We start from the raw sequence: 14857 nt of genomic DNA on the forward strand, positions 1-14857 counted from the left end.
TCGGGCGGTTTGTTTTGAGTGCAGCACCGTCATGCTGGCGGATCGCCGGGTACGGATGGGCCGCTGGCACCATGCAGCATGCAGCCCCGCGGCCGCGGGTCGCTGTGGCGGCCCGCGCCGCAACGCGGCGGCAATCACGCCCTGTTGGGCAGCCGCACCCCTGGGTGGCGTTACCCCAGCCGCTTGACCAGCACCTGACTGCGCCGGTCCCAGTTGTACTTGCGCTTGCGCGCCTCGGGCAGCCAGTCGGGTGAGACGGGTGTAAAGCCCCGTTTAATGAACCAGTGCATGGTGCGCGTGGTCAGCACGAACAACGTCTGCAGCCCCATCAGGCGGGCGCGCTGCTCGATGCGCTTGAGCAGCCGCTCGCCGTCGCCCTGCCCCTGTGCGTTGGGGGATACCGTCAGCGACGCGAGCTCCCCGGTGCGGGCTTCTGGATAAGGGTAGAGCGCCGCGCAGCCGAAGATCACGCCATCGTGCTCGAGGATGGTGTAATTGGCGATGTCGCGCTCGATTTCGGTGCGGCTGCGCTTGACCAGCGTGCCGTCGCGTTCATACGGCTCGATCAGCTGCAGGATCGCGCCCACATCGTCCGGCGTGGCCTCGCGCAGATTTTCCAGTTTTTCGTCCACCACCATGGTGCCGATGCCGTCGTGGACATAGATTTCCAGCAGCAGCGAGCCGTCCACCGCAAACGGAATGATGTGGCTGCGTCCCACGCCTCCCTTGCAGGCGCGCACGCAGTGCTGCAGGTAAAAGGCCGGATCGGTGGGTTGCGCGGGCGGCGGTGCGGCGGCCAAAATGCGTTCGGCGTCGGCCAGCGACAGCTCGGTGTCGATCGGGTTGTCGTCGCCGGGCGGATCGAACGGGCGCGCGCGAATGCCCGGCACTTCGGTGACGAAGACCAGCTTGTCGGCACGCAGCGCCACCGCCACGCTGGTGGCCACTTCCTCCATGCTGAGGTTGAACGCCTCGCCCGTCGGCGAAAACCCAAACGGCGACAGCAGCACCAGCGCCCCCATGTCCAACGCGCGCTGGATGCCGGTGACGTCCACCTTGCGCACGACGCCGGAGTGCTGAAAGTCGACGCCGTCGACGATGCCCACCGGCCGGGCGGTGATGAAGTTGCCCGAGATCACGCGCACCGTGGCACCGGCCATCGGCGTATTGGGCAGCCCCATGCTGAAGGCGGCTTCGATTTCGAAGCGCAACTGGCCGGCCGCCTCCTGCGCACAGTCCAGCGTCACCGCGTCGGTGACGCGGATGCCGTTGTGAAAGCGCGCGGTGTGTCCCTTGGCGCGCAGCTGCTCGTCCACCTGCGGACGAAAGCCGTGCACCAGCACGATGCGCACGCCCATGCTTTGGATGAGCGCCAGGTCCTGCACCAGACTGGGCAGCTTGCCGGCCGCGATCGCCTCTCCGGTAATGCCGACCACGAAGGTCTGGTGCCGGAACTTGTGGATGTAGGGCGCCACGGCCCGAAACCACGGCACAAAGGTGAAGTTGAAGACGGTGGACATCGCGGCGATGGCGTACGGGGAAGGAACAGCACAGCGAGGGGCCTGCCGGGGGACGGCAGCGGGATAATCGCGCCCTCATGTCACAGAACGAAGTGTGCCATCAGCCGGCTCCCGCGCCGGTGATCGAGTTTCCACAGACGCTTCCGGTGTCGGCGCGCCGTGGCGACATCGAGGCGGCGCTGCGCGCGCATCCGGTTGTGATCGTCTGCGGCGAAACCGGTTCGGGCAAAACCACCCAGCTGCCCAAAATGGCGCTGGCGCTGGGCCGAGGCGGCGGTTTGCATTGGCAGCCGCAACCGGGGCGGCGACGCCCGCTCATCGGCCACACCCAGCCGCGTCGGCTGGCGGCCACGGCGGTGGCGGCGCGCATCGCCGAGGAGACGCAAACCGCGCTGGGCGCGCTGGTGGGCTACCAGATCCGTTTTCACGACCGCCTGCAGCCGGGCGCGGCGATCAAGCTGATGACCGACGGTATTCTGCTGGCTGAGACTCAGCGCGATCCGTTGTTGCGCGCTTACGACACGCTCATCATCGACGAGGCGCACGAGCGCAGTCTCAACATCGACTTTTTGCTCGGGTATCTTAAGCAGCTGCTGCCGCGCCGGCCGGATCTGAAGGTGATCATCACCTCGGCCACGCTGGATGCGCAGCGCTTGGCCCAGCACTTTGCTGGCGCTGCTGGACCGGCCCCCATCATCGAAGTCAGCGGGCGCACCTATCCGGTGGAGATCCGCTGGCGCCCGTTCGAGGAAAGCCGCGATTTCGGGCTCAACGACGCCATTGCCGCGGCGGTGGATGAGCTGTGGCGCGGCGGGGCGCAGGCCGGCGACATTTTGGTGTTTCTGCCGGGTGAGCGCGAGATCCGGGAAGCGGCCGATCATCTGCGCCGCCATCTGGCCCGCCAGCCGCTGTTGCGTGACACCGAGGTGCTGCCGCTGTACGCGCGCCTGAGCGCAGCGGAGCAAAACCGGATATTTCACCCCAGCGGACGGCGGCGCATCGTGCTGGCCACCAACGTGGCCGAGACGTCGCTGACGGTGCCGGGCATCCGTTATGTGATCGATTCCGGTTTGGCGCGCATCAAGCGCTACAGCTTGCGCAGCAAAGTGGAGCAGCTGCTGGTGGAGCCGATCAGCCAGGCGGCAGCCAACCAGCGCGCCGGCCGCTGTGGCCGTGTGGCCGAAGGCATCTGCATCCGACTCTATGACGAGCGCGATTTTGCCCAGCGACCGCGCTACACCGACCCCGAGATCCTGCGCTCGTCGTTGGCGGGCGTGATTCTGCGCATGAAAGCGCTGGGGCTGGGCGACGTCGAGGCCTTTCCGTTCGTCGATCCGCCGTCGCGGCGGGCGATTGCCGACGGGGTGCAGCTGCTGCAGGAGCTGGGGGCGCTGGACGAGCAGCAGGCGCTGACCGACGTGGGGCGCGAGCTAGCACGGCTGCCGCTGGACCCGCGCGTGGGCCGCATGATTTTGGCCGCGCGCGACCGCGGCGCACTGGCCGAGGTGCTGGTGATTGCCAGTGCGCTGAGTGTGCAAGACGTGCGCGAGCGCCCGCTAGAGGCGCAGGCCAAGGCCGACCAGGCGCACGCCGCGTTCGACGACGAGCGCAGCGAATTCGTTGGCATCCTGAAACTGTGGGACTGGCTGGATAAGGCGCGCGGCGGGGTGCACGCTGCCGGTGAGGCCCCGACGCACCGCCTGTCCAACCGCCAGTATGAAGCGCTGCTGCGCGAGCGCTTCATCCACGTGCGGCGCGTGCGTGAGTGGCGTGACATCCACCAGCAGCTGCACACTGTAGCGGCCGAGCACGGCTGGAAGCCCAACACGCAGCCTGCCACTTACGAGCAGATCCACCTGAGTCTGCTGGCAGGGCTGCTGGGCAACGTTGGCTGCAGGCACGACACCGAAGATGTCTATCTGGGCGCGCGCGGCATCAAATTTGTCCCACATCCGGGCGCCCGCCTGAAAAAGCGCCCAGGGCGCTGGGTGCTGTGCGCCGAACTGGTGGAGACCTCACGGCTGTTTGCGCGCGGCATCGCCACCATCGAGCCGCAGTGGATCGAGGAAGTGGGCGCGCATCTGATCCGGCGGCTGGTGGGCGACCCCCACTGGGAAAAGCGCAGCGCCGAAGCGGTGGCCTACGAGCGCGGCACGCTCTACGGCCTGACCGTGTACAGCCAGCGTCGTGTGGCGTACGCGCGCGTCGATCCGGTGGCCGCCCGCGAGGTATTCATCCGCGAAGCTCTGGTGGCCGGTCTGACCGAAGACACCTGGGAGACCCGACTGCCGTTTTGGACGCACAACCGGCGCGTGCTGCGCGAGGTGCAGGCGCTGGAGCACAAGGCGCGGCGGCAGGATGTGCTGGTGGATGAGGCGCTCATCTACGCCTTCTACGACCGGCAGATTCCGGCTGACGTCTGCAGTGGGCACGAGCTGGAGCGCTGGTGGCGCGCGGCCGCACGCACCCAGCCGCGGCTGTTGATGCTCACGCGCGAGGAGCTGATGCGGCACGAGGCGGCCGGCATCACCACCGACGCCTACCCGCCGCTGGTGCGGCTGGGCGGGGTGGACTGCCGCGCGCACTACCACCACGAACCCGGCGATGCGCGCGACGGCGTGACGGTGGATGTGCCGCTATTTGCCCTCAACCAGGTGTCGGCCCAGCGCGCCGAGTGGCTGGTGCCGGGCCTGCTGCGTGAGAAAGTCCAAGCGCTGCTCAAGAGCCTGCCGCAGAAGCCGCGCGCGCGGCTGGTGCCGTTGCCCGACACCGCACAGGCCATCGCCCAGGTGCTGCAGGCGCCCGAGCGCTGGGCGCAGGGCGACCTGCTGGAGGCGGTGCTGGCGGCGGTGCGCGAGCGCACTGGGTTGCCGGTGCAGCGCAGTGATTTCCGGCTGGAGACCATCCCGCCGCATCTGCGCATGAACTTCCGGCTCGTCGATGAGCACGGGCGTCAGTTGGCGATGGGCCGCGACCTGGCGGCGCTCAAAGCCGCCTGGGGCGCGCAGGCGCGCGGCGCGTTTCAGGCGCTGGCGGGGCTGCGCGCCAGTATCCCGGGCGGGGAGGCTGCGCCGGCGGCCGCAGCGACCGGGACCGCGCCGGGCGGACAGTCGGTCAATCCGCACGGGATTGGGCCGACGCCCAACTCCCCACGGGTGCCGCGCAACACCGCAGCGAGGGGTGGCCCGCGTGCTGATGCGCAAGCCGCGCCGGCGCTGCGGGCGGGGGCGGCGGCGCAGCGAATGGGTGGGCAGGCGCCTGCAGCCGCTGCGGCGGCGCCGCACACCGGCACCGATGCGCCGCGCGCGCCGCTGCCCGATGCCGCCACCCGCTACACGCGCTGGGACTTCGGGCCGTGGCCGGAGCTGATGGAGATTCGGCAGGGGCGCCAGACCGTGTTGGGTTACCCGGCGCTGCAGGATGCTGGCGACGCCGTGACGCTGACCGTGTTTGACGAGCCGGAGGAGGCGCAGCGCGTGCACCGGCAGGGACTGTGGCGGCTGTTTGCGCTGCAGCTGCGCGACACCCTCAAGGGGCTGGAGCGCTCGCTGAGCGATTTGCAGCGCAGCGCGGTGCTGTTCATGCCGCTGGGGACGCTGGAGGAACTGCGCACCCAGATCCTGGAGCTGGCGCTGGAGCGGGCCTTTCTGGCTGACCCTCTGCCGCAGGACGGCGAGCAGTTTACGCAGCGTCTGCAGGAAGGGCGCCAGCGCCTGGGCCTGATTGCCCAGGAGGTGGCGCGCCAGGCGGCCCTGACACTGACCGAGTGGGCCGCCGCCCAGCGCAAACTGCGCGAGGCCAAAGCGCCGGCGGCGGCCGTGGCCGACGAGCAGCAGCACCTGCAGCGCCTGCTGGGCAAGCGTTTCGTGCGGGATATCCCGTGGGCGCAGCAGGCGCATCTGCCGCGCTATCTGAAGGCGGTGCAGCTGCGGCTGGACAAGGCGCGCACCGACCCGGCGCGCGACGCCGCGCGGCTGGCGCAGCTGCAGCCGCACGAGCAGCGCTTGTGGCGGCTGGTGGCGCAGCGCAAGGGGCAGTGGGACGAGCGCCTGCAGATGCTGCGCTGGATGCTGGAGGAGTTGCGGGTGAGCCTGTTTGCGCAGGAGTTGCGCACCCCGTATCCGGTCAGCATCAAGCGGCTGGAAAAGGCCTGGGCGCAGATCGAAGCGTGAACGGCACACCGGCCAGTGAGCCCACCGCAATGGCGCTGGCGACGTGTCCGTTCACAGGCGCGCCAGCCGCGCCAGCGCAGCCTGCAGCGTGTCATCGCGTTTGGCAAAACAGAAGCGGATACGCTGCTGCTCAGTAGGGCTGCCGTAAAACGCCGACAGCGGGATGGCAGCTACCCCCACCTCACGCGTCAGCCACTCGCAGAAGGCCGCCTCGGACAGGTGGCGCTCGGGCACGGCTAGCTCGGCGTAGCTGACGCACTGGAAATACGTGCCTTCGCACGGCAGCAGGCGAAAGCGGGTGCACGCCAGCCCAGCGCGGAAGCGGTCGCGCTTGGCTTGGTAGAAGGCGGCCAAGGTCTGGTAGGGTGCCGGGTCGCCCATGTACGCCGCCAGCCCGTGCTGCATCGGCGTGTTCACCGTGAACACGTTGAACTGGTGCACCTTGCGGAATTCGGCCATCAGCGGTGCGGGCGCCACCGCGTAGCCCACCTTCCAGCCGGTGACGTGAAAGGTTTTACCGAAACTGCTGACGACGACACTGCGGCCGGCCAGTGCCGGATGGGCCAGCGCGCTGTGGTGCCACTGGCCGTCGAACACCATGTGCTCGTACACCTCGTCGCTGATGACGACGACCTCGGTGCCGGACAGCACGTCGGCAAGGCGCTGCCAATCCGCGGCGTGCCAAATGGTGCCGCTGGGGTTATGCGGCGTATTGACGATGAGCGCGCGGGTGCGCGGCGTCAGGGCGGCAGCGATGCGGTCGAAGTCGGGGCGCAGGGTGTGCGGGTCCAGTGGCACCCGCACCACACGCCCGCCGGCCAGCACGATGTTAGGCACGTAGCTGTCGTAGCAGGGCTCCAGCACGATCACCTCGTCACCGGGCTGTACCAGCGCCAGGATGGCGGTGAAGATGGCTTGCGTGGCGCCGGCAGTGACGGTGATCTCTGTGTCGGGATCGCAGCGCCGTCCGTACTGCATGCCGATCTTGCGGGCGATGGCCGCGCGCAACGCGGGCACACCGGCCATGGGCGGGTATTGGTTGTGCCCCGCCTGCATCGCGTTGGTGACGGCCTGCAGCAGCCGCGGATCGCAGTCGAAGTCGGGAAACCCTTGGCCCAAGTTGACGGCGCCGCATTGCTGGGCCAGCGCGGACATGACGGTGAAGATGGTGGTGCCCACATCAGGCATCCGAGTGCGAACGGCCGGTGTTGAAAGCGGATCGGCAGCGGTGGCAACGGAGGTTGGCTCGGACATGGCAGGGCAACGGGGATGGCGGCGGGGGCGGCCAGCGGTGCGGCAGGGTGCGACCGAGCAGTCGCCGTTACAGCTGGTAATCGTGGCCCCCGCCCTCCATCGTACGCAAAATCAGATCGCGTGACAGGCGGTCACTGAGGAATTCGGCAAAGCGCAGCACGAACTGGCGCAGATAGGCGCCGCGCTTGAAGGCCACGCGCGCCACATTGCGCCCAAACAGATGACCGGCCGGACGCGCCACCAGATCGGCGCTGCGCTCGTCCCCCTGCACAGCCATTTCGGCCACGATGCCCACGCCCATGCCCAGGCGCACATAGGTCTTGATCACGTCGGAATCGATGGCCTCCAGCACAATCTGGGGATTGAGGCCGCGCTGGGCGAAGGCCTGGTCGATGCGCGTGCGGCCGGTGAACGTGGGGTGGTAGGTGACGAGCGGGTAAGCCGCCAGATCCTCCAGCGTGATGCGCTCCAGCGCCAGCAGAGCGTGGCCCGGGGGCAGCACCAGGGTGTGTTGCCAGTCGTAGCAAGGCAGAGTCACCAGGTCGGGATACTGGGTCAGCGACTCGGTGGCGATGCCGATGTCGGCCACGTCTTCCAGCACCCAGCGCGCTACCTGGTCGGGGGCGCCCTGGTGCAGGCTGACGGTGACTTTCGGGTAGGTCTGGCGCAGGCGCGCCACCGGGGCCGGCAGCACGTAGCGCGCCTGGGTGTGCGTGGTGGCAATCGACAGCGTGCCGCTGTCCTGCGCGGCGTACTCCTGCCCGATGCGCTTGAGATTTTGCACCTCGCGCAAGATGATGTCGATGCAGCGCACCACCTCGCGCCCGGGTTCGGTCAGCCGTTTGATGCGCTTGCCGTGGCGTGCGAAGATATCGATGCCCAGCTCGTCTTCCAGCTCCAGAATGGCCTTGGAGACGCCGGGCTGCGAGGTGTGCAGGGCCTTGGCGGCTTCGGTCAGGTTGAGGTTGCGGCGCACCGCCTCCTGGACGAAACGGAACTGGTGCAAATTCATCGTCGGGCAGGGTGGGGAGCTCGGGGATCAGCGGCGCAGCACGCGCCAGGCAAACACCGCCAGCGAAACGGCCCAGTACAGCGCCGACGGGGCGGCCGCGGCCAGCCAGGGCGACCAGCCCTGCAGATTGCCGATGTGCCCGAACACCGCGTTGACCAGTACGAAACTGACGCCGATGAGGATACCGGCGAACACGTAGGCGGACAAGCCGCTCTGGCGGAAGTGCAGGTAGGCAAACGGCAGGGCCAGCGTCACCATGACCAGGCAGCTGAGCGGATAGAAGAGCTTGCGCCAGAACTCGATCTCGTAGCGCTGGGCCGACTGGCTGTTGGCCTGCAGATGCCGGACATACTGCCACAGCTCCAGCGTGCGCATGCGCTCGGGCTTGAGGAGTGCAGCATGCAGCATGTCCAGCGTTAGCGTCGAGGGCCAGTCCCACTGCGTCTGCTGCTCCAGCCGGATCTGCTCGGTCCCCACGAGCCGCGTGATGTGCACGTCGTGCAACCGCCACACGCCGGCGGTGTCATCGATGCGGCCACGCGCGGCCTGCACGGTAGCGCGGATGTGCCCGTCGGCGCCAAACACGAACAGCCGCACCCCGCGTAACGAGCCGTCGGGCTCGACCGCGCGCACATTGACTGCCGCGTGGCTGTCGGCGTGACGCTCGCGCAGCCAGGCACCGGTTTGCCTCAGGCTCAGTGCGCCGCGGTACTCGGCCTTGACCAGCTGCGCCTGGCGGGTGGCAGCAGGGGCCAGATAATCACCTACCGCAAACGTCAGCAGCGTGAACAACGCCCCCAGCACCAGCGCCAGCCGCAGTGCGCGCCACGGGCCCAGGCCGCTGACGCGCAAAACGGTGAACTCCGACCCCTGAGCCAGCCGCGCCAGCGCATAGACCGTGCCGATCAGCACGGCGATCGGCATCAGCTCGTACAGCCGCGACGGCACGCTCAGACCCACGAACAGCAGCGCCTCGGCCCAACCGTAGCGCTGTCCTTCGCGCAGCAGCGACGGTCGTCCCAGCGCCCGCAGCTCGTCGATCAGGTCGAAGAAGGCAAACAGCGCCACGAAGCCGAGCAACACGAACGCCACGGCGGCCAGCACCTCGCCGTAAATCAGGCTCCGCACCGTTCTCATGCGGCCACCTGCGCAAAGCGCGCGCGCCACAGGCGCCATCGGTCGGGCCAGGGGTGTTCGCGGTGCAGCAGCCATACGGCTGCCGCCAGTGCCACACCGCCGTGCAGCACCAACAGCGCGGTGCCGGCGTCGATGCGCTGGCTAGCGATCCAGGCCCGGCTGGCGCCCAGGATGTTGTAGTAGGTGATGAAGGCCAGCAGCATGAACAGCTGGCTGCCACTGCGCCCGGCACGCGGGTTGGCCGACGACACCGCCACCGCAAGGCCAACCAAATTGATCGCCAACAACGCCATGCCAATGCGCCAGCTCAGTTCCGCGGCGCTGGCGGGCGCCGGATCGCCCCACAGCGCCCAAGTTGGCCGGGCCCCCAGACGCAGATCGCCGACGGCGATGGGCTCGGTGTCGCGCAGGCGGACCCAGTGATGTTGAAAGCGGCTCAACTGCAGCACCGTCTCGCCGTCACTGACGCCGCGCCACAACCGTTCTCCCGCCTCCAGCACCAGATAGAGCACACCGTCGTCGGCCTGCAGCCGCGCGCGTTGAGCCGACACGACGCTTTCGCTGCCGTCGGCCTCGGTGCTGGCCACGAAGACGTTGCGTCCCTCGGCGGTGGGCGTGGTTTCGCGATCGACGAACAGCACGCGCCGGCCGTCGCGCGATTCCTGGAATTCGCCGGGCGTGACGCGCTCCAGGTCACCGCGCTGCTCGTAGCGAGCACGCAGGCTGTCGCGCTGTGCCGCAGCCCAGGGTGCGACGACGGTCGTCAACACCAGCACGGCCAGCCACATCGGCCAGGCAAAGCGCACCACCGGCGCGACAAAGCGCGACAGCGCCACGCCGCTGGTGTGCCAGATCACCATCTCGCTGTCGCGGTACCAGCGCGACAGGGTGCTCACCACGGCGGCGAACAGCGCCACCGTCAGCACCACATCCATGCCCCCGAGAATGCCGTAGGTCATGAACAACACCAACGCTTGCGGGTCGACCTCGCCGCGGCTGGCCTGCCCCAGTGTCCGCACCAGGGTGATGGTGATGACGACCGTGAGCATCACGACCAGCGCGGCACCGAAGCTGCGTCCCAGTTCGCGGCGGAGCGAGGTTTCGAATAACATCGACGGCAGTTGCTGACTACAGCCCGCATTATGGACTTCGAACTGTGCACGCTCACTCCGCATGCCGCGGCGTCACACGACGCCGACGCCCTGATCCTGCTGTGGCCCGATGCGGCCGATCGGGCTGACCCGGCGCTGGCCGACCCCCTGACGCTGTGGGCACGGCAGGCCATTGCCGATGGCGATCTGGCCGCCGACGCCGGCCAGTGGGTGGCGGCCTACCGGCTGCCCGGGGTGCGCGCGCGCCGCCTGGTGCTGGTGCGCTGCGGCGACGGCGGTGCGCGGCGAGTACGGCAGGCCGTGGCCGGCGCTTGGGCCGCGCTGAAGGCCGGTGGCCCCGCGGGGACCCTGCTGCTGCAGCTGGGGGCGCTGCCGCCGGTGGCGGTCGCTGCGGCGGTGCAGGCTATCGCGCAGGTCAGCTACCGCTACACCACCACGGTCACCGAGGCCAAACCACGCAGCCTGCGGCGCGTGGCCGTCGGTGTGGCCGACGCCGCCGCGGTGCAGACGGCGTTCGACGAGGCGGTGGCCATCGTGCACGGCCAGGAGCTGGCGCGCGAGTGGGCCAACCGCCCGGCCAATCACGCCACGCCCACCGATTTGGCCGAGGCCGCACTAGCGCTGAAAAAGCACGGCATCGCGGTCGAGGTGATGGGGCCGAAGGAGGTGGCCAAGCTTGGCATGGGCGCGCTGCTGGCGGTGTCCCAGGGTTCGGCACAGCCGCTGCGCTTCATCGTGCTGCAGTACCGCGGCGCGGGCAAGCGCGTGGCCCCGGTGGCGCTGGTGGGCAAGGGCATCACGTTCGACACCGGCGGCATTTCGCTCAAGCCCGCCGCCGAGATGGATGAGATGAAGTTCGACATGAGCGGCGCGGCCAGCGTGCTGGGCGTCTTTGCGGCGCTGGCGCGGCTGCGTCCGGCGCTGAATGTGGTCGGCCTCATCCCCGCCTGTGAGAACATGCCGGGGGGGCGAGCCGTCAAGCCCGGCGACGTGGTGCGCAGCTTCAGCGGCCAGACGATCGAAATCCTCAACACCGACGCCGAGGGGCGGCTGATTCTGTGCGACGCGCTGGCGTACGCGCGGCAGCGCTTTCAACCGAGCGCCATGATCGACATCGCTACGCTGACCGGGGCTTGCGTGATTGCGCTCGGGCACGTCCGTTCGGGGCTGTTTGCCACCGACGATGCGCTGGCGCAGGCGCTGCTGCAGGCGGGCGACGCCGTGGGCGACCCGTGTTGGCGGCTGCCGCTGGACGATGAGTATGCCGAGGCGCTCAAGACATCGTTTGCCGACGTGGCCAACGTCGGCGGTCGCGCGGCGGGGGTGGTGACGGCGGCCAAGTTCCTGCAGCGCTTCGTGGGCGACACAGCGTGGGCCCACCTGGATATCGCCGGCACGGCGTGGACGGGTGGCAAGGAAAAAGGGGCCACCGGGCGGCCCGTGCCGCTGCTGGTGCGCTTTTTGCAGCAGCAGGCGGCGTCGCTGGCAGCGAAGCCCACACCGCCCGCTGCGCGCACGCGTCGTGCGGCCACGCGACGTCCGTAACACCCCACAGTCGGCATGAACGTCGCGTTTCATCTGAACGTTCCCCCGGCGTGGCCGGCACGCGGCGCCTACCTGTGCCGGCTGCTGGCCAAGGCGTACGCGGCGCGCGCGCGGGTGTGGGTGGTGGTCGGTGACCAGGAATGGGCGCGCCTGGACGAGGCGCTGTGGACGCTGCCGACCGACGACTTCGTGCCCCACGTGCGCGCCGGCGATGCCCCCGAACTGCTGGTGCGGCGCTCGCCCATCGTCATCGCTCGCGATAGTGATGCCCTAGCGGGCGAGCGGCACGTCCTCGTCAACGCACAACCGCAGTGGCCGTCGGTTCTCGGGGGCGGGCCCGACCGGTTTGCGCGGGTCATCGAGGTCGTCGCCGACGACGAGGCGGACCGACAGGCAGCGCGGCAGCGCTGGCGTCGCTATCAGGCGATGGGGGTGCAGCCCGTGGCGCATGACCGGGCGGCGCGAGCTGCCGCGGTGGGAGAGGGCGCATGAGTCCGACCGGCCGCCAGCCGCCTGCCGTCGTGCCCACACTCACCGAGGTGGTCGAGTCGGCGCCCCAGGGTGGCTGGGGCCCACGGCACCCCCCGCAGCCATTGTCGGCTGAGCGTGTGCCGGCAGTGGCTCCTGCCGCCACCGCTGTTGCACGCAGCGACGGTGCGGACGGCGCACCGTGCGCTGCTACCCCTGCGGATGCGGCGCCCAGCCTTGCTCGCGAAGGGCGGGCAGGTTCCGGCGTGCGGCCTGAGCTTTCGGCCGCAGTGCACATGGCCGCCAGGGGTGAGCTGCCGGGCGGACCGGCGGACGACGTCGATGCGCTTGCCGACCGCGTGCTCGATCGTGTCCTGCCGACGCTGCAGTCTCGTGTCGCCGTGGCACTCGAGGCGTGGTGGCTTGGGCAGCGCCCGCAAGCCGCCCGCGTCGTCGGTGCTGCGTTGCGCGAGGAACTGGCGCGCGACGTCCGCGACGCCCTGGTGCAGGCGCTGCGCGGCCGGCCGGACTGACGCGGCCCGCTTTCCTGCCCCGAAGAGGGGGAGTATCCGATCCGTACGGGACATCCCATACCCGATTCCCTTACGGCATGCAGGTTCCGCAAAAGGGTGCGATTTTTCGTGTATCGTAAAGCCCTGCGCGAAAAATCCGTGTTGCGCAAACCATCGTCATTTCCTTTTCGATAAAGGGTCTCACATGCACATGCACTACAAACTGGCCATCATTGCAGCTGCCGCTCTGGCCGTGGCAGCCTGCGGCAAAAAAGAACAGGCTCAACCCGCCGCCTCCACGCAGGGGCCGGCCGTCGAGACGCTAGTCGTCAAGATCGGCCATGTCGGCCCCACCAGCGGCCCGATCGCTCACCTGGGCAAAGACAACGAAAACGGCGCCCGTATGGCAATCGAGGAGCTCAACGCTGCCGGTATCCAGCTCGAAGGCAAGCCGGTGAAGTTCGAGTTGCTGGCCGAGGATGATGCGGCCGACCCGAAGCAGGGCACCGCTGCGGCCCAGAAGCTGATCGATGCCAAGGTGCACGGCGTCATCGGTCACCTGAACTCCGGCACCACCATCCCCGCGTCGCAGCTGTACAACGCCGCCGGCATCCCGCAGATTTCGCCGTCGGCCACCAACCCGAAGTACACGCGTCAGGGCTTCAACAACGTGTTCCGCGTGGTGGCGGATGACACGCACCTGGGTGGCACGCTGGGCAAGTACGCGATCGAGAAGCTGGGCGCCAAGAAGGTGGCCGTCATCGACGACCGTACCGCGTACGGTCAGGGTGTGGCCGACGAGTTCGAAAAGGGCGTCAAGGCCGCCGGTGGTGAGGTGGTCGACCGCGAGTTCACCAACGACAAGGCTACCGACTTCAACGCGATCCTCACCAAGATCAAGGCCAAGAAGCCCGACGTGGTGTTCTTCGGCGGCATGGACGCCGTGGCCGGCCCGATGCTCAAGCAGATGAAGCAGCTGGGCATCAACGCCAAGTTCATGGGTGGAGATGGCATCTGCACCAGCGAGCTGCCCAAGCTGGCCGGTGACGGTATGGCCGACGAGCAGGTCTACTGCGCGGAAGCTGGCGGTGTCGAAGGCGAGCAAAAGGCCGCCATGGACAAGTTCCGCGCCGACTTCAAGGCTAAGTTTGGCACCGAAGTGCAGGTCTATGCCCCGTATGTGTACGATGCCGTGCACGTGATGGTCAAGGCGATGCAGAACGCCAACTCGCCCGATCCGGCCAAGTACCTGCCGGCCCTCAAGGCGATCAGCCACAAGGGCGTGACCGGTCTGATCGAGTTCGACGAGAAGGGCGATATCAAGAACGGTGCCCTGACGCTGTACACCTACAAAGGTGGCCAGCGCTCCGAAATCGCGGTCATCCGCTGATTCGGCACAGCGTCCTCGACCTGAAAACCCCGCCGCGGCGGGGTTTTTTGTGCCCGGAACAGGCACACCGCACGTTGTTCCCCTCGGCAGTTGCCAGCATGCCGTCTCCGAGGCGCAGCCTGCGCCGCGGCCAGCACCGCAGTCAGCAAAAAGCCCCGCGCAGGCGGGGCTTTCGATCGCGGTACGGCGCCGGTGGTGCGGCGGCGGGTGCCGGCTTCGCGGCCCCGGCGCCGGTGGCGCGGCTGTGCGCATCGGCCACCGACGCCGCCACCGGCAGACGCCGTTCAGGACAGGTGGCTGCTGATGATCTTCGTCATCTCGAACATCGACACCTGGGCCTTTTTCAGCACGGCCTTGAGCTTGGCGTCGGCATTGATCATGCGCTTGTTGGTGGCGTCCTGCAACTTGTTCTTCTTGATGTATTCCCACACCTTCTTGGTCACCTCGGTGCGCGGCAGCGGCTTAGCGCCGACGATGGCGGCAAGTTCCGCGCTCGGCGTCAACGGCTTCATGAACGCCGCGTTCGGCGTGCGCTTGGGGGCAGCAGCCGGGGCAGCCGACTTGGCGGACTTGGCCGCGGGCGCGGCCTTGGTGGTGGCAGCTTTCTTTGCAGTGGCCATGAAATCTTCCTTTGGTTGGTTGCAAGCTCGCCACGGAGCGCGCGCAGCGCTCGCATGGTTGCCCGCATCGTAACCCCAAAGCCCGCCTTTTTCCAGATGGGTGTACGGGTTTGTG

Annotated in this window: 11 protein-coding genes; 5 read left to right on the forward strand and 6 right to left on the reverse strand. The window is 68.5% G+C overall.

The genetic code is table 11. The features are described 5' to 3' along the window. Nucleotides 1-170 precede the first annotated feature (170 nt). Nucleotides 171-1520: an amino-acid N-acetyltransferase gene (argA, locus tag V7Z54_RS02455; protein ID WP_334134104.1), complete on the reverse strand. Its 1350-nt coding sequence runs from the start codon at nucleotides 1518-1520 to the stop codon at nucleotides 171-173. Between the two features lie 77 nt (nucleotides 1521-1597). Here argA and hrpA point away from each other — a divergent pair, with 77 nt between their 5' ends. Further along, the gene (gene hrpA, locus V7Z54_RS02460; RefSeq protein ID WP_334134106.1) at nucleotides 1598-5692 is read left to right on the forward strand and encodes an ATP-dependent RNA helicase HrpA; all 4095 of its coding nucleotides are present in this window, start codon (nucleotides 1598-1600) and stop codon (nucleotides 5690-5692) included. A gap of 51 nt (nucleotides 5693-5743) precedes the next feature. Here hrpA and V7Z54_RS02465 read toward each other — a convergent pair whose 3' ends face one another. From V7Z54_RS02465 to lptF, 4 genes are all read right to left on the reverse strand, one after another. Further along, nucleotides 5744-6946 carry a pyridoxal phosphate-dependent aminotransferase gene (locus tag V7Z54_RS02465; RefSeq protein WP_334134108.1) on the reverse strand — a complete coding sequence of 401 codons (1203 nt, stop codon included), beginning with the start codon at nucleotides 6944-6946 and terminating at the stop codon, nucleotides 5744-5746. A gap of 67 nt (nucleotides 6947-7013) precedes the next feature. Continuing rightward, nucleotides 7014-7958 carry a CysB family HTH-type transcriptional regulator gene (locus tag V7Z54_RS02470; RefSeq protein ID WP_334134109.1) on the reverse strand — a complete coding sequence of 315 codons (945 nt, stop codon included), beginning with the start codon at nucleotides 7956-7958 and terminating at the stop codon, nucleotides 7014-7016. Between the two features lie 27 nt (nucleotides 7959-7985). Beyond that, nucleotides 7986-9095 (reverse strand): LPS export ABC transporter permease LptG, encoded by a 1110-nt coding sequence (gene lptG / locus V7Z54_RS02475; protein WP_334134111.1) that lies wholly within the window; start codon nucleotides 9093-9095, stop codon nucleotides 7986-7988. Then, complete coding sequence (gene lptF, locus V7Z54_RS02480; RefSeq protein WP_334134113.1) at nucleotides 9092-10207, reverse strand: LPS export ABC transporter permease LptF; 1116 nt, start codon at nucleotides 10205-10207, stop codon at nucleotides 9092-9094. Before lptF ends, lptG begins: the two co-directional genes overlap by 4 nt. 30 nt (nucleotides 10208-10237) lie before the next feature. Here lptF and V7Z54_RS02485 point away from each other — a divergent pair, with 30 nt between their 5' ends. The 4 genes from V7Z54_RS02485 (at nucleotide 10238) to V7Z54_RS02500 (ending at nucleotide 14122) form a co-directional block, all read left to right on the forward strand. Beyond that, nucleotides 10238-11752, forward strand: a complete 1515-nt coding sequence (locus V7Z54_RS02485) for a leucyl aminopeptidase (RefSeq protein ID WP_334134115.1) — start codon at nucleotides 10238-10240, stop codon at nucleotides 11750-11752. Between the two features lie 15 nt (nucleotides 11753-11767). Next, a complete protein-coding gene (locus tag V7Z54_RS02490; RefSeq protein WP_334134117.1) occupies nucleotides 11768-12244 on the forward strand; it encodes a DNA polymerase III subunit chi in 477 nt (158 codons plus the stop codon). 272 nt (nucleotides 12245-12516) lie between these two features. Continuing rightward, the gene (locus V7Z54_RS02495) at nucleotides 12517-12753 is read left to right on the forward strand and encodes a hypothetical protein (protein WP_334134119.1); all 237 of its coding nucleotides are present in this window, start codon (nucleotides 12517-12519) and stop codon (nucleotides 12751-12753) included. A 190-nt stretch (nucleotides 12754-12943) separates the two neighbouring features. Continuing rightward, nucleotides 12944-14122: a branched-chain amino acid ABC transporter substrate-binding protein gene (locus tag V7Z54_RS02500; RefSeq protein ID WP_443082410.1), complete on the forward strand. Its 1179-nt coding sequence runs from the start codon at nucleotides 12944-12946 to the stop codon at nucleotides 14120-14122. A 284-nt stretch (nucleotides 14123-14406) separates the two neighbouring features. Here the strand turns inward: V7Z54_RS02500 and V7Z54_RS02505 are convergent, their stop codons facing one another. Then, complete coding sequence (locus tag V7Z54_RS02505; RefSeq protein WP_334134121.1) at nucleotides 14407-14742, reverse strand: SWIB/MDM2 domain-containing protein; 336 nt, start codon at nucleotides 14740-14742, stop codon at nucleotides 14407-14409. Nucleotides 14743-14857 lie beyond the last annotated feature (115 nt).

Source organism: Tepidimonas sp. (assembly GCF_036824975.1).
GTDB lineage: Bacteria > Pseudomonadota > Gammaproteobacteria > Burkholderiales > Burkholderiaceae_C > Tepidimonas.